Origin of the sequence: Gordonia sp. OPL2, from assembly GCF_003797825.1 — a bacterium.
Classification (GTDB): domain Bacteria; phylum Actinomycetota; class Actinomycetes; order Mycobacteriales; family Mycobacteriaceae; genus Gordonia.
The window spans coordinates 41,282-64,805 of the sequence record NZ_RKME01000019.1 but is presented as its reverse complement, the minus strand read 5'-3'; the positions used below and the strand labels follow the sequence as shown (position 1 = coordinate 64,805).

General features: G+C 67.0%; 24 protein-coding genes. 20 read left to right on the top strand and 4 right to left on the bottom strand.

Features of this window, described 5'->3' with window-relative positions; genetic code table 11:
• Positions 1 to 14 precede the first annotated feature (14 nt).
• Complete coding sequence (locus tag EEB19_RS17495; RefSeq protein WP_187588573.1) at positions 15 to 1,670, bottom strand: sigma-54-dependent Fis family transcriptional regulator; 1,656 nt, start codon at positions 1,668 to 1,670, stop codon at positions 15 to 17.
• 78 nt (positions 1,671 to 1,748) lie between these two features.
• On the opposite strand from EEB19_RS17495, the gene EEB19_RS17490 reads away from it, so the two are divergent.
• The 6 genes from EEB19_RS17490 to tuf all read left to right on the top strand — a co-directional run bounded on the left by EEB19_RS17490 (position 1,749) and on the right by tuf (position 8,429).
• Positions 1,749 to 2,645 carry an exodeoxyribonuclease III gene (locus tag EEB19_RS17490; RefSeq protein WP_187588571.1) on the top strand — a complete coding sequence of 299 codons (897 nt, stop codon included), beginning with the start codon at positions 1,749 to 1,751 and terminating at the stop codon, positions 2,643 to 2,645.
• A gap of 75 nt (positions 2,646 to 2,720) precedes the next feature.
• Positions 2,721 to 3,680: a hypothetical protein gene (locus EEB19_RS17485; RefSeq protein ID WP_187588569.1), complete on the top strand. Its 960-nt coding sequence runs from the start codon at positions 2,721 to 2,723 to the stop codon at positions 3,678 to 3,680.
• Between the two features lie 396 nt (positions 3,681 to 4,076).
• Positions 4,077 to 4,448: a 30S ribosomal protein S12 gene (rpsL, locus tag EEB19_RS17480; RefSeq protein ID WP_007619326.1), complete on the top strand. Its 372-nt coding sequence runs from the start codon at positions 4,077 to 4,079 to the stop codon at positions 4,446 to 4,448.
• Between the two features lie 6 nt (positions 4,449 to 4,454).
• A complete protein-coding gene (gene rpsG, locus EEB19_RS17475) occupies positions 4,455 to 4,925 on the top strand; it encodes a 30S ribosomal protein S7 (protein WP_187588567.1) in 471 nt (156 codons plus the stop codon).
• 83 nt (positions 4,926 to 5,008) lie between these two features.
• Positions 5,009 to 7,114 carry an elongation factor G gene (gene fusA / locus EEB19_RS17470; protein WP_187588564.1) on the top strand — a complete coding sequence of 702 codons (2,106 nt, stop codon included), beginning with the start codon at positions 5,009 to 5,011 and terminating at the stop codon, positions 7,112 to 7,114.
• Positions 7,115 to 7,238: 124 nt separating this feature from the next.
• Positions 7,239 to 8,429 (top strand): elongation factor Tu, encoded by a 1,191-nt coding sequence (tuf, locus tag EEB19_RS17465; RefSeq protein WP_187588562.1) that lies wholly within the window; start codon positions 7,239 to 7,241, stop codon positions 8,427 to 8,429.
• Between the two features lie 93 nt (positions 8,430 to 8,522).
• Here tuf and EEB19_RS17460 read toward each other — a convergent pair whose 3' ends face one another.
• Positions 8,523 to 9,398, bottom strand: a complete 876-nt coding sequence (locus tag EEB19_RS17460; RefSeq protein WP_187588560.1) for a CDP-diacylglycerol diphosphatase — start codon at positions 9,396 to 9,398, stop codon at positions 8,523 to 8,525.
• A 134-nt stretch (positions 9,399 to 9,532) separates the two neighbouring features.
• On the opposite strand from EEB19_RS17460, the gene EEB19_RS17455 reads away from it, so the two are divergent.
• From EEB19_RS17455 to EEB19_RS17440, 4 genes are all read left to right on the top strand, one after another.
• Positions 9,533 to 10,417: an SHOCT domain-containing protein gene (locus EEB19_RS17455; protein ID WP_262365741.1), complete on the top strand. Its 885-nt coding sequence runs from the start codon at positions 9,533 to 9,535 to the stop codon at positions 10,415 to 10,417.
• Between the two features lie 167 nt (positions 10,418 to 10,584).
• Complete coding sequence (locus EEB19_RS17450; RefSeq protein ID WP_187588662.1) at positions 10,585 to 11,517, top strand: alpha/beta hydrolase family protein; 933 nt, start codon at positions 10,585 to 10,587, stop codon at positions 11,515 to 11,517.
• A gap of 129 nt (positions 11,518 to 11,646) precedes the next feature.
• Positions 11,647 to 12,408: an alpha/beta fold hydrolase gene (locus EEB19_RS17445; RefSeq protein WP_187588558.1), complete on the top strand. Its 762-nt coding sequence runs from the start codon at positions 11,647 to 11,649 to the stop codon at positions 12,406 to 12,408.
• 68 nt (positions 12,409 to 12,476) lie between these two features.
• A complete protein-coding gene (locus EEB19_RS17440) occupies positions 12,477 to 13,457 on the top strand; it encodes a hypothetical protein (RefSeq protein ID WP_187588556.1) in 981 nt (326 codons plus the stop codon).
• Positions 13,458 to 13,479: 22 nt separating this feature from the next.
• On the opposite strand, the gene EEB19_RS17435 is transcribed toward EEB19_RS17440, so the two are convergent.
• Complete coding sequence (locus tag EEB19_RS17435) at positions 13,480 to 14,412, bottom strand: oxygenase MpaB family protein (protein WP_187588553.1); 933 nt, start codon at positions 14,410 to 14,412, stop codon at positions 13,480 to 13,482.
• 74 nt (positions 14,413 to 14,486) lie between these two features.
• Between EEB19_RS17435 and EEB19_RS17430 the strand changes: the two genes are divergently transcribed.
• From EEB19_RS17430 to EEB19_RS17385, 10 genes are all read left to right on the top strand, one after another.
• Complete coding sequence (locus EEB19_RS17430; protein ID WP_262365740.1) at positions 14,487 to 15,488, top strand: o-succinylbenzoate synthase; 1,002 nt, start codon at positions 14,487 to 14,489, stop codon at positions 15,486 to 15,488.
• A 131-nt stretch (positions 15,489 to 15,619) separates the two neighbouring features.
• On the top strand, positions 15,620 to 16,957 hold the full coding sequence (locus tag EEB19_RS17425) for a cytochrome P450 (protein ID WP_187588549.1): 1,338 nt from the start codon (positions 15,620 to 15,622) through the stop codon (positions 16,955 to 16,957).
• Entirely contained in the window at positions 16,954 to 17,550 is a 597-nt protein-coding gene (locus tag EEB19_RS17420) for a TetR/AcrR family transcriptional regulator (RefSeq protein ID WP_187588547.1), read from the top strand. The genes EEB19_RS17425 and EEB19_RS17420 overlap by 4 nt, the downstream gene beginning before the upstream one ends.
• Before the next feature lie 80 nt (positions 17,551 to 17,630).
• Positions 17,631 to 18,494, top strand: coding sequence for an SDR family oxidoreductase (locus EEB19_RS17415; protein WP_187588545.1), 864 nt, complete (start codon positions 17,631 to 17,633; stop codon positions 18,492 to 18,494).
• Between the two features lie 116 nt (positions 18,495 to 18,610).
• On the top strand, positions 18,611 to 19,207 hold the full coding sequence (locus EEB19_RS17410) for a hypothetical protein (RefSeq protein ID WP_187588543.1): 597 nt from the start codon (positions 18,611 to 18,613) through the stop codon (positions 19,205 to 19,207).
• On the top strand, positions 19,204 to 19,779 hold the full coding sequence (locus EEB19_RS17405; protein WP_187588541.1) for a hypothetical protein: 576 nt from the start codon (positions 19,204 to 19,206) through the stop codon (positions 19,777 to 19,779). Before EEB19_RS17410 ends, EEB19_RS17405 begins: the two co-directional genes overlap by 4 nt.
• Complete coding sequence (locus tag EEB19_RS17400) at positions 19,776 to 20,405, top strand: hypothetical protein (protein ID WP_262365739.1); 630 nt, start codon at positions 19,776 to 19,778, stop codon at positions 20,403 to 20,405. The genes EEB19_RS17405 and EEB19_RS17400 overlap by 4 nt, the downstream gene beginning before the upstream one ends.
• Positions 20,402 to 20,968 (top strand): hypothetical protein, encoded by a 567-nt coding sequence (locus EEB19_RS17395; RefSeq protein ID WP_187588539.1) that lies wholly within the window; start codon positions 20,402 to 20,404, stop codon positions 20,966 to 20,968. The genes EEB19_RS17400 and EEB19_RS17395 overlap by 4 nt, the downstream gene beginning before the upstream one ends.
• A 99-nt stretch (positions 20,969 to 21,067) precedes the next feature.
• Positions 21,068 to 22,321: an NAD(P)/FAD-dependent oxidoreductase gene (locus tag EEB19_RS17390; RefSeq protein WP_187588537.1), complete on the top strand. Its 1,254-nt coding sequence runs from the start codon at positions 21,068 to 21,070 to the stop codon at positions 22,319 to 22,321.
• 6 nt (positions 22,322 to 22,327) lie between these two features.
• Entirely contained in the window at positions 22,328 to 23,047 is a 720-nt protein-coding gene (locus EEB19_RS17385) for a DNA alkylation repair protein (protein ID WP_187588660.1), read from the top strand.
• Positions 23,048 to 23,132: 85 nt separating this feature from the next.
• On the opposite strand, the gene EEB19_RS17380 is transcribed toward EEB19_RS17385, so the two are convergent.
• The gene (locus EEB19_RS17380) at positions 23,133 to 23,507 is read right to left on the bottom strand and encodes a DoxX-like family protein (protein WP_187588535.1); all 375 of its coding nucleotides are present in this window, start codon (positions 23,505 to 23,507) and stop codon (positions 23,133 to 23,135) included.
• Between the last annotated feature and the right edge of the window lie 17 nt (positions 23,508 to 23,524).

Genomic DNA, 23,524 nt, shown 5'->3' with positions numbered 1-23,524 from the left:
CGGCGTTGCGGATGTCAGACGCCGAGCGCCCGCATCCGCGCGTACAGGGTCGTGCGACTGATGCCGAGTTCGCGGGCTGCGTGGACCTTGTTGCCCTGAGCCCGGTCGAGCGCCTCGACGATCGCGGTCCGTTCGGCCTGTTCACGGCCCGACAGATGTGCGGCGCGACTGGTCGTGCGATACGCGGGTGGGAGGTCGGCGGGCTCGATGACGCGTCCCGCCCGCATCCGGCAGGCTGCCGCGGCCTGCCGCAGCACGGACCCGAGTTCGGAGAAGTTGCCGGGCCAGTCCTGGCACAGCAACGCGTCGGTGGCGCCACCGGACAGCGTCATCGTCGGGTCGATGTCGGTCAGCACTCCCGCCGCGAGCGCGCCGAGTTCGGACACGCGGTGCCGCAGGGGTGGGAGGTCGACACGTGTGGCGCACCGTGCCAGCAGCGCGGCCACCCCGGCGGCCGCCTGATCCCGTGGGCCGCTCACGACGATCAGTGGTGTGGATGCCGAGCTGAGGCCGGCGACGCGGCCGAGCAGGGCGACGGCCCGGTCGTCGAGCAGGTCGGCGCCGTCGACGATCAGCGGGGCACGGACCTCGCGAGCGCGGGCGACCGACGCGGGGATGTCGGGCTGCCGCCCGGCGATCAGGTCGTCGGCGACGTCGACGATGACGGGCGGGTCGGCCGAGCCGACGTCGGCGGCCAACGCGAGCGCGCGGGTGCTGCGTCCCGTTCCCGGCTCTCCGGACACGGCGACGCTGACCGCCGACGGCGCACCGACCGAGGTGGGACGCGGAGGCGGGGCGACGACGACCGGACGGAAACGGAACAGCGCGGCGCCACGCACGCCGGCAACGGGTTCGACGGCGACCTCGACCTCGGCGCCGGACACCAGGGTCAGCGGGAGCACCGTCTCGCGCAGTCCGGGGTCGGTCGCGACGATACGCAGCGCGCCGATGTCGGTGGGGGAGAGCAGCTCTGCCGCCAGTGCGTTGGTGAGCTGCAGGTCGTCGCCGATGGCGGCGACGGCGAGGTCGCGGCGTGGAGCAGCGCGCTGGAAGGCGTCGAGCACCCGCCGCTGGTGCGCGCGAGACCGATCCAGGAGCCGGTCGGCGATGTCGGCGACGATGCCGTTGACGAATGGGACGGCCAGTGGGTTGATGCGGTCGGCGATCTCGGACATGCAGATGATCCCGGCCAGTCTGCGGGTGGCGGGGTGGATGATCGGCTGACCGAAACAGCTGATCGACTTGAACTGTTCGAGGTAGTGCTCGCTGCTGTTGACGACGACACCACCACGCGTCTCCGCCGGGGTCCCGAGTGCGGTGGTGCCGACGAAGTCCTCACCGAACGGGACCCCCGGTGACGCGCCGACCTCGTCGAGGGTCCGCTCGACCGCGGATCCGAAGGCCACCCGCGTCACCATGCGGCACTCGTGGTCGACCAGGAGCAGGGACAGGTCGGTGTCGGCGAGTCGCACGGCCGCGTCGTCCAGGACCGGACGCGCGGCATCGAGCAGCGGGTCGGCGGAGGCGATGTCGGCGAGGGCGGTGGGGGTCGCGTCGTCCGGGCGGACACCGGACAGCGCGGACCGTCGCCACGAGTGCTCGATGACCGAGCGTCTCGGCGTCTGATCGGAGGTGAAGGCGACGGTGTCGATGTCACCAACGTGACACACATCACCGGGGAAGGGAAGTCCGCTCGCCGCCGACGACGGCGTCGCGGGCCGCGTCCGCCGCCGACTACGGTTGACCGCATGCGCGTCGCGACCTGGAACGTGAACTCGGTCAAGCAGCGGATCCCGCGGTTGCTGCCGTGGCTCGACGATCGTGCCCCCGACGTGGTCTGCCTGCAGGAGACCAAGCTGTCCGACGACGCGTTCCACGATGTCCTCGGCGCCGATCTCGCCGACCGCGGATACGAGATCGCCCATGTGGGACAAGGGCAGTGGAACGGGGTCGCCCTGCTGTCGCGGGTGGGTCTCGTCGACGTGCGCCGCGGCTTCGACGCCGCGCCCGGGTTCCCCGAGCCGGACTCGCCCGTCGAGGCACGTGCGGTGTCCGCGCTCTGCGGTGGTGTGCGAATCCACTCCCTGTACGTGCCGAACGGACGTGTGCCGGACTCGGATCACTATGCGTACAAGCTGAATTGGCTGGCTCGATTACGAGTCGCCGTGGCGGCCGGGACAGGCGACGACTCCGCGGACAACACCATGCTGTGCGGGGACGTGAACATCGCACCCGCCGACGCGGATGTCTTCGACCCGGCGGCCTACGAGGGACACACGCATGTGACCACGCCGGAACGTGATGCGCTCGCGGGTCTGCAGTCCCTGGGACTGCGCGACGTCGTGCGCGATCGGTGGCCGGACGATCGCGTGTTCAGCTACTGGGACTATCGGGCCGGGATGTTCCACAAGGATCTCGGCATGCGGATCGACCTCGTGCTCGCCGGCGGCACGGTCGCCGATCGGGTGGCGGCCGCATGGGTCGACCGGCAGGCGCGCAAGGGCAGCAAGCCCAGCGACCACGCGCCGGTCGTCGTCGATCTCGACACCGCTCCCGACGGCGACATCGGGCCGGTCGTCCCGCCACCGTCGAACCCGGCCCGACGCGGATCGTCGACGGTGAAGCTCCCCCAGTCGACCGAGTAGAGGTCTCGAAACCCCGACAGCGTGGTCTGCCCGGAACCGGGGTCATCGTCGGCGTGTGGGTTCTTGAATGGACGCATGGGTCTGATCAGGCAAGTGCGCGACGGGATCATGCGTTTCGCCCAGCGCAACGTCGTGGCACGTCGACGCGGGGACGTCGTCGACACCTACCGCAACCTCCGGATCGGCATGGTGACGCTGATCCTGATGCTGGCCTTTGCGGTGACCGCCGAATCGATCCGATCGACGGACATCAGGCCGTCGATCAGCGACTACTACGACACCTCGGTGCGGGCCGTGTTCATCGCGACGGTGTGTGCGATGGGCGCCATGCTCATGGCCTACAAGGGTCGCTCCGAGATCGAAGACGTACTGCTGAACTACGCGGGCTTTCTCGCGTTCTTCGTGGCGTTCCTGCCCACCGACACCGCTGAACGCCTCGTGTATCCGCCGCGCGACTGGATCATCCTCAACATGTGGACCGCCGTGTTCGGAGGCGTGAGTGCCGTGGTCATCTGGTCGCTGATCAGCCGCATCGGCCGGTTCGCGACGTCACGACGGACGACCCTCGCCGGGAACGTCGCCCGTGGTCTGGGGCTCTGCGCGGTGATCGTCGTCGTCGCCAAGCAGCTCTGGTGGGAGGACGCATTCGGTATCACGCCACACGTCGCCGCCGCCGTCTCGATGTTCGGGTTCCTGACACTGGTCGTCGGCGTCAACGGGCTCGCCGCGGTGGTCCGGGACGCCCCACGCCGATACGCGACGGCGTACTTCCTGATCGCCACCGGCATGTTCGTGACGGTCGTCGTCGCCGGCGTGGCATCAGTCTGCGGCTGGGGTGAGGGCGTGAACCTCGTGTTCTGGGTCGAATGGGTTCTGCTGGCGGCATTCCTCGCGTTCTGGCTCGTCCAGACCGCGGAACTGTGGGATGAGGAGGCCGAACTCAAGTCAGCGGTCGACGGTGACGCCCGTGCCAGGGTTCTCGGTGGAGACGTCCCCGATGCCGACAGCCCCGATGACCGGGAACAACGCGGCTGATCCCACCGTTGAGGAATCCAGATGATCACTGCGTGTTCACCCCTGCGACGGTCCCGGTCAACGTGGGCGAACCGATTTTTGACCTGTGCAAACTCGATCGGTAGAGTGGATCGCCGGTGCCCGGCACATGCTGGGCCAGTCCGCATGCCCGGCTTCCGGGTTGCACGCGGACTGACAGGCGAGACCGTCGTCGAGTGTGTGACACGCCCGACCTCGGGGTAGCGATAAATGTACTGACCAGCGCAAACGCGCTGGTGGGGCGAGTTGTGGAAGCAACGAGATTCGAGAAAGCTCTCGATGCTTGCCCGGAGCACAAACCTCAACACGACAACTGCACCACCGCCGCCCGCGCCGCACGGCGCCCGGCGAACCTGCCGACAAAGGAAGAAACACTCAGTGCCAACGATCAACCAGCTGGTCCGCAAGGGCCGTCACGACAAGGCTGCCAAGACCAAGACCGCAGCCCTCAAGGGGAGCCCGCAGCGTCGTGGCGTGTGCACCCGCGTCTACACCACCACCCCGAAGAAGCCGAACTCCGCGCTGCGCAAGGTCGCCCGTGTGCGCCTGACCAGCTCCGTCGAGGTCACCGCTTACATCCCGGGTGAGGGTCACAATCTGCAGGAGCACTCGATGGTGCTCGTCCGCGGTGGTCGTGTGAAGGACCTTCCCGGTGTGCGTTACAAGGTCATCCGCGGCTCGCTCGACACCCAGGGTGTCAAGGACCGCAAGCAGGCCCGCAGCCGTTACGGCGCCAAGAAGGGGAACTGATAAGTCATGCCACGCAAAGGACCCGCACCGAAGCGCCCCCTGATCAACGACCCGGTCTACGGTTCGCCGCTGGTCACCCAGCTCGTGAACAAGATCCTGCTGGACGGCAAGAAGTCGACCGCCGAGCGCATCGTCTACGGCGCCCTCGAGCAGGCCCGCGACAAGACCGGTACCGATCCGGTCGTCACCCTCAAGCGCGCCCTGGACAACGTGAAGCCGACCCTCGAGGTCAAGAGCCGTCGCGTCGGTGGCGCCACCTACCAGGTGCCGATCGAGGTCAAGCCCGGCCGCGCGAACACGCTCGCGCTGCGCTGGCTCGTCACGTTCAGCCGTCAGCGTCGTGAGAAGACCATGGTCGAGCGTCTGGCCAACGAGCTGCTCGACGCCTCCAACGGTCTCGGCGCCTCGGTCAAGCGTCGCGAGGACACCCACAAGATGGCCGAGGCCAACCGGGCGTTCGCGCACTACCGCTGGTGAGAACCTGCTCCGGGTGACGGGCCATCCCCGGCACCCGGAGCGAAAGCCTTTTTGATCAACAGCAATTCCCGAAGGGAAACCAAGTGGCACAGGAAGTGCTCAGCGACCTGAACAAGGTTCGCAACATCGGCATCATGGCCCACATCGATGCCGGTAAGACCACCGCAACCGAGCGAATCCTCTTCTACACCGGTGTGAACTACAAGATCGGTGAGACCCACGACGGTGCCTCGACCACCGACTGGATGGAGCAGGAGAAGGAGCGGGGTATCACCATCACCTCCGCCGCCGTCACCTGTTTCTGGAACAAGAACCAGATCAACATCATCGACACCCCCGGCCACGTCGACTTCACCGTCGAGGTGGAGCGCAGCCTGCGCGTGCTCGACGGTGCCGTTGCCGTGTTCGACGGCAAGGAAGGCGTCGAGCCGCAGTCCGAGCAGGTGTGGCGTCAGGCCGAGAAGTACGACGTCCCGCGTATCTGCTTCGTCAACAAGATGGACAAGCTCGGTGCGGACTTCTTCTTCACCGTGAAGACCATCGAGGACCGCCTCGGCGCCAAGCCGTTGGTCCTGCAGCTCCCGATCGGTGCCGAGGACAACTTCGACGGCGTCGTCGACCTGATCGAGCAGAAGGCGATCACCTGGCGCGGCACCGTCGAGATCGGCGCTGCCCCGACGATCGAGGAGATCCCCGCCGATCTCGCCGATCAGGCCGCCGAGTACCGCGAGAAGCTGCTCGAGACCGTCGCCGAGACCGATGAGGCCTTGCTGGAGAAGTACTTCGGTGGCGAGGAACTCAGCGTCGACGAGATCAAGGGTGCCATTCGCAAGCTCACCATCGCTCGCGAGTACTACCCCGTGATCTGTGGTTCGGCCTTCAAGAACAAGGGTGTCCAGCCGATGCTGGACGCGATCATCGACTACCTCCCGTCGCCGCTCGACGTCCCCTCGGTCGAGGGTCACGCCGTCGGCAACGAGGAAGAGGTGCTCTCGCGTAAGCCGTCGTCGGACGAGCCGTTCTCGGCGCTCGCGTTCAAGATCGCCGCGCACCCGTTCTTCGGCAAGCTGACCTTCGTGCGCGTCTACTCGGGCAGGATCAACGCCGGCACCCAGGTGCTCAACGCGACCAAGGGCAAGAAGGAACGCATCGGCAAGCTCTTCCAGATGCATGCCAACAAGGAGAACCCGGTCGAGGATGCGACCGCAGGCCACATCTACGCGATGATCGGTCTGAAGGACACCACCACCGGTGACACCTTGTGCGATGCGAGCGCGCCGATCGTGCTGGAGTCGATGAGCTTCCCGGACCCGGTCATCAACGTCTCGATCGAGCCGAAGACCAAGTCCGACCAGGAGAAGCTGGGCACCGCGATCCAGAAGCTCGCCGAAGAGGATCCGACCTTCTCGGTGCAGCTCGACGACGAGACCGGTCAGACCGTCATCGGCGGTATGGGCGAGCTCCACCTCGACATCCTGGTCGACCGCATGAAGCGCGAGTTCAAGGTCGAGGCCAACGTCGGCAAGCCGCAGGTGGCCTACCGCGAGACGATCCGCAAGACCGTCGACAAGCACGAGTTCACCCACAAGAAGCAGACGGGTGGATCGGGGCAGTTCGCCAAGGTCATCATCAAGCTCGAGCCGTTGGTCGACGCCGAGGACGGCGCCACCTACGAGTTCGACAATGCGGTCACCGGTGGCCGCGTTCCGCGCGAGTACATCCCGTCCGTGGATGCCGGTGCGCAGGACGCGATGCAGTACGGTGTCCTCGCCGGTTATCCGCTGGTCAACTTGAAGGTCACTCTGCTCGACGGTCAGTACCACGACGTCGACTCGTCGGAGATGGCGTTCAAGATCGCCGGTTCGCAGGCCCTCAAGGAGGCTGCGAAGATGGCGAGCCCGGTGATCCTGGAACCGATCATGGCCGTCGAGGTCACGACTCCGGAGGATTACATGGGTGACGTGATCGGCGACCTGAACTCCCGCCGTGGCCAGATCCAGGCCATGGAGGAGCGCAGCGGTGCTCGTGTCGTGAAGGCACAGGTTCCGCTGTCGGAGATGTTCGGCTACATCGGAGACCTTCGGTCGAAGACCCAGGGCCGAGCAAACTACTCCATGGTGTTCGACTCGTACGCCGAGGTTCCGGCGAACGTGTCGAAGGAGATCATCGCCAAGGCCACCGGCGAGTAATACTCGCCCACGGCTCTGGCGTGCGCCCCTTTCTCTCAAGGATCGGGACCGCGACAACGTAAGTATTCGAAAACCCTGCTGAGATCCACTCGGCAGAGCAACAACAGTCCAGGAGGACAATCAAGTGGCGAAGGCGAAGTTCGAGCGGACCAAGCCGCACGTGAACATCGGCACCATCGGTCACGTCGACCACGGCAAGACCACCCTGACCGCGGCGATCACCAAGGTGCTGCACGACAAGTACCCCGAGCTCAACAAGAGCTTTGCGTTCGATCAGATCGACAAGGCTCCGGAAGAGAAGGCTCGTGGTATCACGATCAACATCTCCCACGTGGAGTACGAGACCGACAAGCGCCACTACGCGCACGTCGACGCTCCTGGTCACGCTGACTACATCAAGAACATGATCACCGGTGCGGCCCAGATGGACGGCGCGATCCTCGTGGTCGCCGCCACCGACGGTCCGATGCCGCAGACTCGTGAGCACGTGCTGCTGGCCCGCCAGGTCGGCGTGCCCTACATCCTGGTCGCCCTGAACAAGGCCGACATGGTCGACGACGACGAGATCATCGAGCTCGTCGAGATGGAGGTCCGCGAACTGCTGGCCGCCCAGGAGTTCGACGAGGAGGCCCCGGTCGTCAAGGTCTCGGCTCTCAAGGCGCTCGAGGGTGACCCGGAGTGGACCAAGTCGGTCGAGGAGCTCATGGCTGCTGTCGACGAGTCCATCCCGGATCCCGTCCGCGAGACCGAGAAGCCGTTCCTGATGCCCGTCGAGGACGTCTTCACCATCACCGGCCGCGGCACCGTGGTCACCGGTCGTGTGGAGCGCGGCGAGGTCAACGTGAACGAGGAAGTCGAGATCGTCGGCATCCGCGAGAAGAGCAGCAAGACCACCGTCACCGGTATCGAGATGTTCCACAAGCTGCTCGACTCGGCACAGGCGGGCGACAACGCCGGTCTGCTGCTGCGCGGCCTCAAGCGTGAGGACGTCGAGCGTGGTCAGGTCATCGTGAAGCCGGGCACCACGACTCCGCACACGGAGTTCGAGGGCCAGGCCTACATCCTGAGCAAGGACGAGGGTGGACGCCACACCCCGTTCTTCAACAACTACCGTCCGCAGTTCTACTTCCGTACCACCGACGTGACCGGCGTCGTGACCCTCCCCGAGGGCACCGAGATGGTCATGCCGGGCGACAACACCGAGATGAGCGTCAAGCTCATCCAGCCGGTCGCCATGGACGAGGGCCTGCGTTTCGCCATCCGTGAGGGTGGCCGCACCGTCGGTGCGGGTCGAGTCACCAAGATCACCAAGTGATTCCACTTGCCTGATCTGACTCACTGAGTCGACAGAGGCGCCCGGTCACGAAAGTGGCCGGGCGCCTTTGCTTGTATCGCTGCAGACGGGCGGTCACATGAAGAACAGGCCCTCGCACGATCCCGTACCGTCGTGGACTCCTTTTCCGGAGCTGCTGATCACGTAGAAACCCTTGGGCGCCTTCGCGACCGCGATCATCTGATCCGCCATCGCCGAGGCACCCACCAGACGCTCGAGGTCGACGAAGAGATTCGGCAGCAGGGCGTCGAGATGGACCACCCGGAAATGGGCACTCGGGCGAGTGGGGTCGTTGATGTCCAGCGGTACGAGCGCCTTGGGCGTCGTCCAGTCGGAGAGACGGGTCGGCAGACCCTTGGCCGCGGTCAACGACTTGCGCGTCGGGCCGTTCAGCCGGGTCTGGTGGATGTGCAATTGATTCAGCTTGCGGGCGTTCTTCGAGTTGATGCCCACGACGATCTCGTCCTCCGGGAGCTTCAGCAGTCCCGGCGCCTCGGTCCACGCATACCTCCACAGGTTGAGCATGTCCGGCTTCCAGATCGTTTGGCATTCGATACCCGAGATGCGGCGCGTGGGGAGCAGAAGCCAATCGTAGGGCGAGTTCGGTTTGTCGCCTCCGTGCCGAATCGCATACAACTGACTGAACTGCGCGGTCGGCTGCACGGCAGGTTCCACCACGTACTTGTTGGAACCCAAGTTCCCTGGGTTCACCCCGTCGACGGCCTTCCAGAGGAAGTCCTGGGAGTTGACGCTGCCACACCCGGGCGGTGGCGGCGGCGGTGGAGGAGTACCCCCCAACCCGGCCGATCCGAAGTCCAACGGTGCGGCCGAGCCCGCGCCCGTTCCGAGCGCCGCGGCCGAACCCAACGCCGCGCCCACACCGAGTGCGGCGGAGGTGGTGAGAAAGGTCCGGCGACTCATCCCGGTCGGCGTCTGCGCTGATTCGTCCATGGTGGCCTCTCACCGGGGAGCCCGTTGATGTGCTCGTCTGCAGGGAAAGTGTGCCACCGCGCACCGATTCCCGCCGTCCGATCAGCCATATCGACGCAGGTCGCCCGTCGAAAGCGCTCTATCATCTCCAGATCATGACGATGTTCGGTGAAGCAGGTGCCGGCCCGCGTGTCCCAGGCTCGGTCGCCTCGTTCCTCAAGATCTTCGGATTCGTGATGCTGTGCGGCATCGTCGGACCGATCTTCCTTGTCGCGTACTTCCTGATCGACCAACCGGACACCGAGTGGATGTTGTGGACGGGGTTGGGTGTGACCCTTCTCGATGTCGCCATCGCGCTGTTCGTGGCGCGGCTGAGCATCGGCGGGCAGCGCAAGACCGCGCGGCTGCGCACGACCGGACGTATGGCCGTCGCCGACATCCGGGGCCTCGAGCAGACCAATGTCCAGATCAACGACCAGCCGCTCATGAAGCTCGATCTCCACGTCCACGGCGACGGCATATCGTCCTTCGAGGCGCAGAAGCGCACCGTCGTCCCGATCTTCCAGCAGCCGATGCTGCATCGCCGGGTTCTTGCGGTGCTGGTCGACCCGGCCACCAACGAGTTCGAGATCGATTGGCAGGCAACAGCACTGCTCACCGGTTCGGTGCCGGCACGATTCACCTCGAGCGAGGACGGCGCCACCTACGACATGACGGGTCGAACCGAACCGCTGATCCGAATCCTCGAAGTACTCCGACAGCACGACGTCAGCTCATCCGGTTCGATCGACCTGCGTGGCAACCCTCATGCGCGCCGGGCGGTCATGGAGATCGTGCGGGCTTACGCGGGCCGAGAGGGGTCGGCGATGACAGAGCCATCGCCGGGGGATGAGCCGATGGGGGCGATCGACCCGTCGACGTCGGATTCGCGACGGTCGGTCGGCGAGCGTCTCGGTGACCTCGACGCCTTGCGTGACACGGGCCAGATCACCGACACGGAGTACGCCGCCGCGCGACAGCGGATTCTCGGATCGATCTGATCGGCCCCCCTGTCCCGCCGCGCTCGTCACTTGGGCAACACTGACCACTTTGATAACACCCTGGTTGCAAACTGCCACTGCTGTGGTCACAGCTGTGGCGTCGCGCCCACCAGGCCAAATATGTTGCTGCAGTGTCAGTTCTCACCACCCGCGGGCGATATGCCGTGATGCGGCGACGTCTCGTTGTGCTCCTTCTCGCGTTGTCGACGGCGCTGGGCGTGGGAGTCGTGACCGCCGGTACTGCCAACGCCGCGTCGTTCGGCCGGTTCTACGTGTCCGGGTGCGGTATGCCGACCACGCCGGTGGACATGTGGACGCGATGGGGGAACTACAAGACGGTCATCGCACTGGACGGCCTGCGTGCGACCGATGACATGAGCGGCTGGCGACACGAGACGCGGATCCAGCGGATGGCCGACTCCGGCGTGAACGTGGTGGAACCGGTCGGCGGTCTCGCCAGCTTCTACACCGACTGGAACGCAGCGAGTCCGGGCAACAAGATCAAGTACCGGTATCGCTGGACGTGCCGGCTGAACACGATCATCAACGAACTCGACGCGCGGGGACTGGCCGCCGGACCCCGAGAGAAGTACGCGCTGATGGGAATCTCCATGGGCGGGAACGCCGCGATGATCTACGGCGCCTACCACCGGAAGAGGATCTCGCACATCTTCTCGATGTCGGGCTTCCTCAACCCCTCCGCCCCGACGATGCGCGAGGCCGTCCGCCTGGCCCTCATCGACGCGGGCATGGCCGCGGGCGTCGGGCCGTTCAACGCCGACAGCATGTGGGGGCTGCCGTGGGACAAGCGGTGGGTGAACAACGACGCGGTGGTCCAACTGCCGCGTATGCGGGGGATGCACATCCGGGTCGGCGCGTCCTCCGGGGTCTGGGGCCGGTACAACACCGATGCCGTCGGCTCGATCAAGGGCACACCGCTGGAGGTGTTCTCGCTCGCACAGACCCGGACCTTCGAAGTGGCCGCGGCGATCTCCGGAATCCGCGTCACAACCGACTATCCCGCGGTCGGGACCCATCAGTGGGGCTACTGGCAGGACATGGTCTTCGCCGCGAAGCGCAGCGGTTGGTTCCGCGACTGACCCATCGGTCGCGCTGACGGCAGCCCCCGCAACTTCGAGAGAAGAGGGACTGTCACGCTGACGACGACCTCGCTGCCGGCGATGGCACCCGGGACGTCGCCGATCGCACCGCTCGTTACCCTCGACGGCATGCGCGTGCTGCACCGAACGATGGCCACCGGGCAGCTCGCCCTCGGCGTGCGGGTCTCCGGTGCCGACGACGCCCGGCCACCGGTAGTGCTCGTCCACGGGATGGCGGGCGACCACAGCACGTGGCGGGCCTTCGCCTCCGTACTGCGCCGCGAGGGTCGGACCGTCGTCGCCGTCGACCTGCGTGGCCATGGTCGCAGCGGACACGCCGCCGGCTACCGGCTCGACGACTTCCGCGACGACCTGCGGTTCGTGCTCGACGACCTCGACCTCGACGTCGCCGATGTCGTCGCCCACTCTCTCGGCGCGCACGCGGCATTGCGATTGGCCATGGACGTTCCGGACCGGATCGGTCGCCTCGTATTGGAGGAGATCCCACCGATGCCGCGTGATCAACGCGATCTCGACGAGGGCATCGTCGTTGCCGCGTCCCTCGGTGAGCGCGTCCGCGGACTCGGCTGGGCTCTACGCAATCCGGTGCCCCTGATCCGGTTCGACCGACGCCTCCCGGCCGACGTGTCCTCACAGTTCGAGGTCGCCGACCCGGACTGGTGGGCGCGCCTGGGAGCGGTGGCCTCTCCGACGCTGGTCATCTCCGGGGGTCGCCGGAGTTTCCTTCCGCCCCGGCATCTTCGCTCGCTGAGCGATGCCCTGCCCGACGGCCGCTTCGTCGAGATCCCCACCGGTCACAGCGTCCATCGAGATCGCGCCGCCGACTTCGCAGCGGTGGTGACCGAGTTCCTGGACGCGGGCCGGGCGTGACGTCGGACGGCCCGCGTCGAGTGGGCCGTTCCGGCGCGATGGAACCGGCCGGGGTGCTCCTGCGTCCAATGACCATGACTCCCCGAGACATCGCACCACCCACCGTCCTGTCTGATTGGCTCGCCGCCGGCGATCGCACCGCCGAACTCCTCGCCGACTCTGTCGGCGTCGACCGCCCCTGGTGGTCGGAACACCTTGCCGACCACCGACTTCCCGGTGTCCTGTGCGGCGAGACCACCATCTCCCGAACCGATCTCTTCGGCCTCGCCGACGCCGCAGTCACCTCGCCCGACGACGCGATCAACCTGCTGTGGAACACCGTCGCCTTCTGCCACGGTCGTCGGCCGGGCGAGAACAAGCGCCGCATGGTCGCCGTGGCCACCGACCGCACCCGGATCGGCGGTCTCCTGCAGGAGGCTGCGCAGGCGAGTCGCGAGGATCCGGCCGCCGCCTTCGAACTGCTCAAGCCCGAGCGCGGTGGCAACACGATCGACCGTCTCGGCCCCACCGGTTTCACCTGGTTCCTCTACTTCGCCGGGGGCGGCGCGCCCGACCATCCGAGCCAGGTGCTCGACAGCAAGATCGCGCGCACCATCCGGCGTGCCGGGTGGAAGCGATTCCCGGTGAGCGCGTGGACCGCCGACGACTATGCCGGTTTCGCCGAGCTGGTGACGCAGTGGCGCGTCGGGACCGGCGCCGATCGCAATGATGTCGTCGTGCGCGGACTGTTCTCGGTGTCCCCACCCGCCGACGCCGACTATCCCTGGCAGACCTGGCACCGGGAGACATGGACGAACGACGATTGGGTCAACGGGCCGCTGTCGGCCGACGACCTCCGGCAGATCTATCACTGGATGGCCCTGATCGCCGATGCCTATCCGATGTCGACCGCGTCGTCGGACTTCGCGCGGATCGGCAGGATCATCAAACGGGTACTCGGCGACGACCTGGGCGCGCCCCGGCTCCGCGAGCCCGGGGCGGCACCGTCCGAGGAGCCGTACAGCAGGTACTACGACAGCCCCGGAGGTCGCTACCGCAGCGCCGGATGACGAGCCGTCCCGCCGTGTTCGGTCAGGCCGCGGGCTTGTTGTACAGCGGTCTCGGGTCGACGCCGATCTCGCGCCATGCCTGGTAGGCCCACGGTACGTACAGCCACTTGAGCGGCAGCCGGTTGAACACCGGGTTGAGTGCCCGCATGAGGGCGGCGAATCGCTGGAAACGCTTTTCCCGCTTGGCATCCCAATCGAGGCCGCATACGTCGCGCATCTGTTGCGGTACGGTCCCGACGACGACCGTGCGGGTGAAGGCGTTCAGCGGGGCGGACAGGATCTTCCACGCCGGGGCGGGGATCTTCTTCGGCCGCGGAAGACCCTGCCGGATGTAGCCGGTCGCGTAGACCACCGTCTTGTGGGGGACGAAGCGATCGAGCATGTCCTCCCAGTACTCGACGAACTCGTCGTAGGTCTGAGGCTGACTGCGTGCACTCACGCCGTACAGCTCGTACCAGATCTTGCTCTCCTCGAAGATCTGGACCTTCTCGGCGTGGCTGAGACGCCGGATGAAGGTGTCGGTGATGAACAGGACCTGATCGACGAATGTGGCGTGCGCCCAATAGAACAGCTCCGGATTGAGCGCGTGATAGCGCGAGCCGTCGCTGATCGTGCCCTTGATGTCGCGGTGGAAGTCGCGGACCGTGCGCCCCCACTTCTGGGGCTCGGTGCTGTAGACGGTCTTCATCACCGGCGGGCCGGTGCGCCGCGCGCGGCCGAGGAAGTCGTCGAAGATGACCGAGTGGTCGAGCACGGCCTGGCCCAGCTGCTCGATGCAGTTCTCGGTCCCGGCGAGACGCTGGAATCCGAGGACTCCGCGACTGTCCCCGTAGAACTTCCAGATCAGGGAATCGGCGCCGAGACGGGGTGAGGGCAGCGCGGTGTCGGCGTCGTCGGCCACGATGAGCGGCTCGGCCTCGCGGATCGCATGCTCGTAGTCCTGGTTGACTGACATGTGAGGAGACTAACCTAGGTTGGAACGAAGTGGAAGATTTGTTTCAACAGTGATCGATGGAAGAGGTGGTCGAGGTGGCCGAAGGACTTCCGCCGGTGACCGATCTGCTCGAGTCGGCCGTGGTGGTGCGGCTCCCGATGCGCACGCGCTTTCGAGGACTCACGTCCAGGGAGACGATGATCTTCCGCGGGCCGGCAGGGTGGGGCGAGTTCGGGCCGTTCGTCGAATACGCCGACGACGAGGCCGCGACCTGGCTCGCGGCCGGTGTCGAGGCGGCCTATCTCGGTGCGCCGGCCCCACTGCGTGACGCGGTCCCGGTGAACGCGACGGTGCCGGCGGTGGACGCGGAGGAGGTCGCCGGGATCCTCGCTCGGTACCCGGGTGCGAGGACCGCGAAGGTGAAGGTCGCCGAACGCGGACAGACGCTCGACGATGACGTCGCGCGGGTCACCGCCGCCCGATCGGTGGTGCAGCATGTCCGGATCGATGCGAACGGTGCGTGGACCGTGGCGCAGGCCATCCGGGCCATCCGGGCGATCGGCGATGTCGAGTACGCCGAACAGCCCTGTGCCACAGTCGAGGAACTGGCCGAGGTGCGTCGCTCCGTTGACGTGCCGATCGCGGCCGATGAATCGATCCGAAAGGCCGACGATCCCCATCGCGTCGTCGCCGCCGACGCCGCGGACGTTGCGATCATCAAGGTCGCCCCACTCGGCGGCATGCGGTCGACCCTGGAACTCGCGGAAACGATCGGACTGCCGGTCGTGGTCTCGTCAGCACTCGACTCCGCCGTCGGGATCGCCGCCGGTGTGGCCGCGGCGGCAGCACTGCCCTCGCTCGGCCATGCGTGCGGGCTGGGAACCGGGACCCTGTTCACCACCGACGTCGCCGTCGGGTTCACGCCGGTCGACGGGGTGGTGGCACCTCGATGGTTCGGGCCGGCCGACATCGACCCCCGCCATCTGGCCGTCGCCGAGGCGGACCGCGATCAGTGGTGGCGAGAACGCCTGCGCCGATGCCATGCGGTTCTCTGCGCCCGCGGCAGCGCGCCGGCGTGGGCGACCGACCGGGACTAGAAACATTTTCGCGAATCTGTTCCAATAGGGTGATGTGCGACCAGGGTCACAGCGGTGGCACTGATGTGCACGACGGTTCGTGAAGTCGTTCGGTGGTGTTCGGTCGGTGGTGTTTCGGTGAGGAGAGTTCCATGACAACGGTGTTCGCGAAGGCCCCGGCCGAGAGTGGTCTGCTGGAGGTCCCGTGCGCGGAGCGCAACGGCGTCCTCGAGATGATGGCGATGCGCCGCGACCCGTTCGCGTTCGGCGACGAACGGCTTGCGCGGTTCGGCAAGGTGTCCGGTCTCAACGCGCTCGGAGTGCAGATGGTGATCGCGTCGGGCCCGCGCGCCGCCGACGAGATCCTCATGAACCGCGACAAGGCATTCGCCAACGGCCCGGCGTGGAGCTACTTCATCGGGCCGTTCTTCAACCGCGGAATCATGCTGCTCGACTTCGACGAGCACCGCCATCACCGCCACATCCTGCAGCAGGCGTTCACGCCGTCGGCGCTCAAGGGATACATGCAGGAGATGCAGCCGATGATCGCCGAGCGGGTCGCGGCCCTGCCGACCGGCGACGTGCGGATGTTCGAGGAGTTCAAGGCGCTCACCCTCGACGTCGCACTCGAGGTCTTCCTGGGCGTCGAACTGCCGAAGAAGGATGCCGACCGGATCAACAAGGCCTTCATCGACACAGTGCGTGCGGGAGTCGCCTACGTACGCAAGCCCGTACCGGGTGGTCGCTGGTGGAAGGGGCTGCGGTCGCGCAAGGTTCTCGAGAAATTCTTCTACGAGAACATCCCGGCGAAACGTGCGCGCGAGACCCCGGACCTGTTCTCGGTGCTGTGTCACGCCGAGAGCGACGAGGGTCATTCATTCACCGACGAAGACGTCGTCAATCACATGATCTTCGTGCTCATGGCGGCTCACGACACCTCGACGATCACGATGACCCAGATGGCCTACCGGATGGCAAAGGCGCCGGAATGGCAGCAGCGCGCGCATGAGCAGTCGATGGAACTCAATCCCGAACTCGGGTACGACGACCTCGGGAAGCTGACCGTCATCGACCAGGTGATGAAGGAATCGCTGCGAATGTGCCCGCCGGTCCCGGCCCAACCGCGCATGGCCGTCAAGGACACCTCGGTGCAGGGCTACTTCGTGCCGAAGGGCAGCTTCGTGTCGGTGCCCCAGCTGACGAATCATCGGGACCCCGAGTTCTACACCAACCCGGACATGTTCGATCCGGAACGGTTCTCGAAGGAGCGCGCCGAGGACAAGGGCCACCGCATGGCGTGGATGCCGTTCGGCGGCGGGGTGCACAAATGCATCGGGCTGTATTTTGGCCAGATGGAGATCAAGACGATCCTGCACCACCTGGTGCGCGACTACGAGTGGTCGGTGCCCGACAGCTACCAGATCCCGATGGACTACAGCTCACTACCGGTCCCGAAGGACAAACTCCCCGTACGACTGCACCGCCGATGACCTCCACACGAGCGCCGCGCAAGACACGCAACACGTCGAGCCCGGAAGATCAGGAACAGGCCATCCTCGCCGCCGCCGGTGCGGAGTTCACCGAGGTGGGGGTACGGCGGGCCAACATGGATGAGGTCGCGACGGCGGCCGGCGTGAGCCGGAGCACCCTCTACCGACGCTTCCCGAACAAAGAGGCGTTGCTGCTGGCGGTCGCCAACGACCTCTATGAACACGGAATGCACCGGCTCGAGCACGCCGTCGTCGGGCTCGGGCCGGCTGAGGCGGTCGTCGAGGCGTTCGCCGAGGGTGCGGTGATGATCTCCGAGGATCCGCTCATGCGCCGGCTCGTGCTCACCGATTCGGAGATGCGCGGGATCACCTCGGCGGTGACCGCGCTGTTCATCGACATGGTCACCGACCGGGTGGCCGCGACCTTGCGCGACGCCGGCGCCACCATGCCCGACGAGGATCTCCACCATGCCGTGGAACTCCATGTGCGACTGGTGATCTCGTATCTCGAGATACCGACGACGGAGGAACGTCAGCAACCCGACGCGGTCCGTGCGCTGGCAGCCAAGTATCTGGCGCCGATGATCTGGTGACCGGTGTGGCCGCCGCCCCACCGCACTGTCCGAGCTGTCGTCCCGACGAGCTGTCCTGCCCGAGGAGATGAAGGAAACACATGTCCCTACGTGACCGTCTGCGCCGCACACCCGACCACGAGGAACTCCGATCGGCGTTGCACGGCAAGGTCATCGCGATCACCGGCGGCGCCCGGGGGATCGGATTCGAGACCGCGACACAGCTGTTCGAATCCGGTGCGGTCGTCGCGCTCGGCGACATCGACGATGAGGCGGTGGGCAAGGCTGCCGCGGACCTCGGCATCGAGGGATTCGGTGTCGACGTCACCGACCGTCGGTCGTTCGAGGAGTTCCTTACGCAGGTGGAGGACGCCCTCGGGCCGATCGACGTCCTGATCAACAACGCGGGGATCATGCCCGTCGGCGATTTCCTGTCCTACGACGATGCCCTGATCCGGCGCACCTACGACATCGACGTGATCGGCGTGATCACCGGCACCCAGCTGGCCGCGCGCCGGATGGTGCGGCGCGGACACGGGCAGGTCGTCAACATCGCGTCGGTCGCGGGCCGACTGCCCACACCGGGCCTCACCATCTACAACGGGGCCAAGGCCGCCGTGATCGAGTTCTCCGAGGCGCTCGACGCCGAACTCGAGTCCACCGGTGTACGGGTGAGCACCGTGCTGCCGACCTTCACCCGCACCGGACTCATCTCGGGTCTGCACACCAACAGCATGGTCCGGGCGATCGAACCCGAGGAGGTCGCCGCCCAGGTCGTCTCCATCATCGCCCGACCGCGCGTCCGGGTGACCGCGCCTCGGTCCATGGCCTGGACCCACGCCAACGCGCTGTTTCCGCAGCGCATGAAGCGTGCCTCACGACGGATGACCAAGCTGGACAGCATGTTCATCGACTACGACCACGACCAGCGGTCCGCCTACTCCCGGCGGATCGGCGCGGAGTGACCCCGGCGACCGCAACGGCATCGCCGTCCGACGGGGTGATGGTCACCGGTTGACGGGTTGATGGCCATCGGTGTTCGCCCTGCGATACCGTGCACCGGTCGAGAAAAGGGGGACCGATGCCTGACCATGCGTTGCTCGACGACGAGCGCGCAGCGCGTCGAGAGCTGCGTCGAGCCGCCGACGATCTCCTGACCGCAGAGGTCGCCGCCGGTGTCCGACGCCGGTCGCGACTGGTGACGGTGCTCGTGGCCGTCGCTGCCGCGACGATCCTCGCGGCAGCGATCTGCGTCGTGTACTGGGTTCGAGCAGCTGATGCGTACACCGACGACGACTACGAGCGCGCGGCCACGGCGAGGGTGTCGGTCTTGTTGAGCCCGGATCATCGACGGCCCGATCAGGTCCGCCGCGTTCTCGACGGCGCGACAGGTGAATTCCACGACCAGTTCGCCCAATCCGCCGACGGCTACACGAAGTTCGTCGACACGCAGGGAACCGTCGGGCGGGGCACGGTCGACGGTGTCGGGGTGTCGGCACGGTCGGGGGACAAGGCGACGGTGCTCGTCGCCGCGACGGTGCAGTTCAGCCGTCCCGACGACCAGAGTGCAGAGGACCAGAACGCAGAAGGCCAGAGCATCAGGCAGTTTCGGCTCCGGGTCCTGATCGAACCCGACGCCGGGCAATTGAAGATCGGCGCGGTGCAGTACCTGCCATGAGCGCGTCCTGGAAGCAGACCTCGTCATCCGGTGCGGATCGTCCCGAGCCGGACCGCGCGCCGTCGGGCCGCATCATCTCGGTGCGTGCCGCAACAGCGATCGCCGTCGTAGCAACGGTCGCGGTGCTGGCGTCGGTGATCGGCGTCGTGTGTCAATGGCGCACGGCGGCAACCGATGACGCCGTCGATCGCACCCGCGCCGAACTCCGCCGAGAGGCCGGTCGGATCGTGGCGCAGGTCTTCTCGGTCGACGCGGCGCGGTGGCGGGCCGATCGCGAGCGCGCCCGCGGTCTCGTGGACGGCGAGTTCGCCGCCAGGTACGCCACCGAACTGACCCGGCCGCCGGCCGACGGTGCCCGCTCGGTCGTCTGGACGCCCGAGGTCGTCGGCATCGTCGACGCCGCGCCGGATCACGGTGACACCCTCATCCGGGCGAGGATCGTCGTCACGCCGGCGTCGGCGGCGCCGGCCGCCCCACCGGCCGCCGACGACATCGAACATCGCTCGGTCACCGCAGGATTCGACCGCGTCGACGACCGATGGGTGCTGACGCGGGTGGAGGTGCTCTCGTGAGCGAGAAACGCGGTGCAACCCAGGTGGACGCCGACGCGTTGCAGCCGGTTCGTCGCCGATACGAGGAGGCGACCAGACGCGCTCGCTCGGCCCGGATCGCCGCGGCGGAACCGCTGCGCGCGCGGGCTCGGCTACGGACCCGCCGGTTCCGGCTGAGCGTGATCGCGGTGGTCGTCGTCGTGATCGCGTTGATAAGCGTGATCGCAGCGCTCGCGCTCCACAATCGATCAGCCGCCGCACGCTCGGAGGCTGCGACGGCAGCGCTCGATGCGTCGCGGAGCGCGATCACCACGCTGCTGACCGCCGACCCTGCCGATGGTCCCGGATATGTCGACCGGGCACTCTCGGTCAGCACGGGTCATCAGCGCGACAGGCTCACGGCCGCACGGGATGCCCTCGCCGCCGAGGTCGCAGCACAGACCCGACCGAGCAGCGGGGAGGTGCTCTCGGCCGGACTCATCACCGACCCCGGGTCCGACGACGTCGGCGCGCAGGCCCGGGTTCTCGTGGTCGCCGAGGCGACGGATCCGCAACTGCTCGGGGGAGATACCCGTCGGGTGACCGTCGAGGTGACGATGACCCGTGAACCCGCAGGGTGGCTGATCAGTTCGGCGGGGCCGGCATGAGCGCGGTTCCGCGCTCACCGGCGCGACTCACCACCCGCGGCCGTCGGCGGGTGACGATCGCCGTCGGCGTCATGGTCGTCGCCCTGGTCGTCTCACTGGTCGGGATCGTCGGCGTCGTCCGCTCACGACCGGTGCCCGACGACGGGCAGCGCTCCGCGGTCCTCTCGGCGACCACCTCGGCGGTGACAGCGCTGATGACGTTCGGTCCGGATCTCGACCGGACCGGCCGCGACGCCGTGCAGACGCACCTCACCGGTCCGCTGCTGGCCGATTACCGCAGCAGGGGACCGGATGTGGTGCTGCCGGGCGCGGTGGAGTCGGGCGTGACGATGTCGGTCCGTGTCGTCGGTGCGGCGGTCAACGCCTACGCCGACGACCAGTCCCAGGTCCTGGTGTTCGCCGATCAGACGATCCGTGTACCGGGGACTGGTCCGCCGGACGGGCCTGGCGATGACGGCGAGAACACCGAACGTGCCCCTACCGCACGGTGGGCCACTATGCGTAGTGTCGAGGGGAATTGGCGCCTCGCCGACCTGCAACCGGTCGGCGACGTCACTCGATGAGCATGCGCACCTCGCGCAGCTCACACCGGTCACCAGACCGGAACCGCGCGCCGTGGCACGTCCGGCGCGACGGACGGATGTCGTCACGGAGGAAACACGATGAGTGGATCAGACGCGGGTGTGGTGATCGTGGGAGCGGGTCTCGGTGGAATCCGGGTCGCGGAGAGTCTGCGCGCCAACGACTACGAGGGCCCGATCACCTTGATCGGCGCGGAGTCCCACCCGCCGTACGACCGTCCGCCGCTGTCGAAGTCGGTGCTGCTGGGCAAGGATGACCGCGTCGACCTCAAACCCGCCGAGTTCTTCGACGAGTCGTCGATCCGGCTGCGGGTCGGAGAACGCGTCAGCGCCATCTCACCCGGCGATCACACCGTCACCGTCGAGAAGCCCGACGATCCGTCGTCCAGTGAGACCGTCGGCTACGACACGTTGATCCTCGCCACGGGACTGAGCCCGCGGACGCTGCCGGGCACCGACGGTGTGTCCGGAATCCACGTGCTGCGTTCGATCGACGACGCGCTCGCCCTCCGCGGTGAGATCGACGACGCGTCGACCGCCGTCGTCGTCGGCGCGGGGTTCATCGGCTGTGAGGTGGCCGCCAGCCTCAATCAGCGCGGGATCAGCGTCACGCTCGTCGAACCGGCGCCCACACCGCTCGCCGCCGCGCTCGGTACCGAGGTCGGCGCTCTGGTCACCCGGCTGCATCAGGCCAACGGAGTCGACGTGCGCACGGGTATCGGCGTCGAGGAGATCCTGACGGACCCATCGCCGGGTTCGGCAGCAGACACGGACCCGGCGCGGGCGACGAAGGTGCGGGGCGTGCGGCTGGCCGACGGTTCCGAGCTGGCCGCCGACATCGTGGTCGTCGGCATCGGTTCCATCCCGGTGATCGACTATCTCGACGGCTCCGGAATCGAGCTCGCCCCACGCGAATCCGGTGGTGGCATCGCCTGCGACGAGAACGGTGCGACGTCGGTCCCCGACGTGTATGCACTCGGCGATGTCGCGAACTGGCGGCTCGAGTCGGGCGCGACCAGACGCGTCGAGCACTGGACCCACACGGTCGAGCAGGCCACCGTCGTGGCTCATCGGATCGCGAAGACCGACGCGATGATCCCGGCCACGCCCGCATACTTCTGGAGCGACCAGTACAACCTGAAGATCCAGGTCCTGGGACGTCCGGAGTCCTCCGACCTCCTGCATCTCGTCGACGACGACGGCACCAAGTTCCTCGCCTACTACAGCCGGGACGGCATCCTGACCGGCGTCGTCGGCGCCGGGAAGGTGGGTGCGGTGATGAAGACCCGGCCCAAGTTGCTGACCCCGACGCCGATCGCCGACGTCCTCGGCTGACCCGTGGTGGTGTCGCGGGCCGACGAGATCATCGCGGAGACAGCGCAACTGGCAGATCCGGACCGGGCCGCCGGCTCGGCGCGGTTCTTCAAGACCGGACCGGGGGAGTACGGCGAGGGCGACTCCTTCATCGGGGTGACGGTGCCGCAACTGCGAAAGGTCGCCAAACGTTGTCGTGATGTCGACGCGGCCACCATCGACACCCTCCTGGCGTCACCGATCCACGAGCACCGGCTGATCGCACTGTTCCTGCTGCGGGCGGAGTTCGACCGTGCGTCGGGAGATGCAGCCGCCGAGTGGGTCGAGCACTACCGCGACGCGATCGACCGGGGATGCGTCGACAACTGGGATCTGGTCGACGCGTCGGCGGATTCCGTGCTGGGCCGCTGGCTGGTCGATCAGGGAGATCATCGACCGCTCGTCGAACTGGCCGCGGACCAACGACTCTGGCATCGCCGGGTCGGGATCGTCGGGACCTTCGCATTTCTCAAGGTCGGCGATCCCGACGCCACCCTCGCCGTCGTGCCGGTGGTCCTCGCGGATCGCCGGGACCTCATCCAGAAGGCGACCGGCTGGATGCTGCGAGAACTCGGCAAACGCGTGGACCGCGATCTGCTCACCGGCTTCCTGGCCGACAACGCAGCCCAGATGGGCCGCACCGCACTCAGTTACGCGATCGAACACCTCGACGTCGACGAGCGGGCCCACTACCGATCGCTGCGCTGATCCTGCCGCGCTGATCCTGTAGCGCTGACCCTGCTGCGCTGACCCTGCTGTCCGGTACCCGGCTGTGTCGGGCCCGGTGCCCGACCTACGTGGTCGGGGTACCGCGGAACACCTTGACTGCGGCCCAGATCATCGGGAACTGCAAGGGGAGTCGGCCGATCGCGACGGCACGCATGGCGAGCGGCTTGTCCTTCCAGAGCCGGACCATGTTGATGTTGGCCGGATAGACCGCGATGAAGAGCGCGGCGGCGAGAGCTGCGGCGGGCTTGCGGGTCCGCGGGGCCAGCAAGCCCGCGCCGATGGCGACCTCGGCGACACCCGAGGCGTAGGTGAGGGTACGCGGATCGGCGGGGATCTCCTCCGGGATGATCTCGTCGAACGGCTTGGGCGCCACGAAATGCAGTGTGCCGATGGTCAACAGCATGCCCGCAAGGGAACGTGCCAGTCGGTCGGGGGTCATGAGGTGCCCTTCGTCGT

Excerpts from the sequence above, each read along its gene's own strand:
- EEB19_RS17490 (WP_187588571.1), top strand. The coding sequence starts at position 1,749 with ATGCGCGTCGCGACCTGGAACGTGAACTCGGTCAAGCAGCGGATCCCG.
- EEB19_RS17485 (WP_187588569.1), top strand. The coding sequence starts at position 2,721 with ATGGGTCTGATCAGGCAAGTGCGCGACGGGATCATGCGTTTCGCCCAG.
- rpsG (WP_187588567.1), top strand. The coding sequence starts at position 4,455 with ATGCCACGCAAAGGACCCGCACCGAAGCGCCCCCTGATCAACGACCCG.
- EEB19_RS17460 (WP_187588560.1), bottom strand. The coding sequence starts at position 9,398 with ATGGACGAATCAGCGCAGACGCCGACCGGGATGAGTCGCCGGACCTTT.
- EEB19_RS17455 (WP_262365741.1), top strand. The coding sequence starts at position 9,533 with ATGACGATGTTCGGTGAAGCAGGTGCCGGCCCGCGTGTCCCAGGCTCG.
- EEB19_RS17450 (WP_187588662.1), top strand. The coding sequence starts at position 10,585 with ATGCGGCGACGTCTCGTTGTGCTCCTTCTCGCGTTGTCGACGGCGCTG.
- EEB19_RS17445 (WP_187588558.1), top strand. The coding sequence starts at position 11,647 with ATGCGCGTGCTGCACCGAACGATGGCCACCGGGCAGCTCGCCCTCGGC.
- EEB19_RS17440 (WP_187588556.1), top strand. The coding sequence starts at position 12,477 with ATGACCATGACTCCCCGAGACATCGCACCACCCACCGTCCTGTCTGAT.
- EEB19_RS17435 (WP_187588553.1), bottom strand. The coding sequence starts at position 14,412 with ATGTCAGTCAACCAGGACTACGAGCATGCGATCCGCGAGGCCGAGCCG.
- EEB19_RS17425 (WP_187588549.1), top strand. The coding sequence starts at position 15,620 with ATGACAACGGTGTTCGCGAAGGCCCCGGCCGAGAGTGGTCTGCTGGAG.
- EEB19_RS17420 (WP_187588547.1), top strand. The coding sequence starts at position 16,954 with ATGACCTCCACACGAGCGCCGCGCAAGACACGCAACACGTCGAGCCCG.
- EEB19_RS17415 (WP_187588545.1), top strand. The coding sequence starts at position 17,631 with ATGTCCCTACGTGACCGTCTGCGCCGCACACCCGACCACGAGGAACTC.
- EEB19_RS17410 (WP_187588543.1), top strand. The coding sequence starts at position 18,611 with ATGCCTGACCATGCGTTGCTCGACGACGAGCGCGCAGCGCGTCGAGAG.
- EEB19_RS17405 (WP_187588541.1), top strand. The coding sequence starts at position 19,204 with ATGAGCGCGTCCTGGAAGCAGACCTCGTCATCCGGTGCGGATCGTCCC.
- EEB19_RS17395 (WP_187588539.1), top strand. The coding sequence starts at position 20,402 with ATGAGCGCGGTTCCGCGCTCACCGGCGCGACTCACCACCCGCGGCCGT.
- EEB19_RS17390 (WP_187588537.1), top strand. The coding sequence starts at position 21,068 with ATGAGTGGATCAGACGCGGGTGTGGTGATCGTGGGAGCGGGTCTCGGT.
- EEB19_RS17380 (WP_187588535.1), bottom strand. The coding sequence starts at position 23,507 with ATGACCCCCGACCGACTGGCACGTTCCCTTGCGGGCATGCTGTTGACC.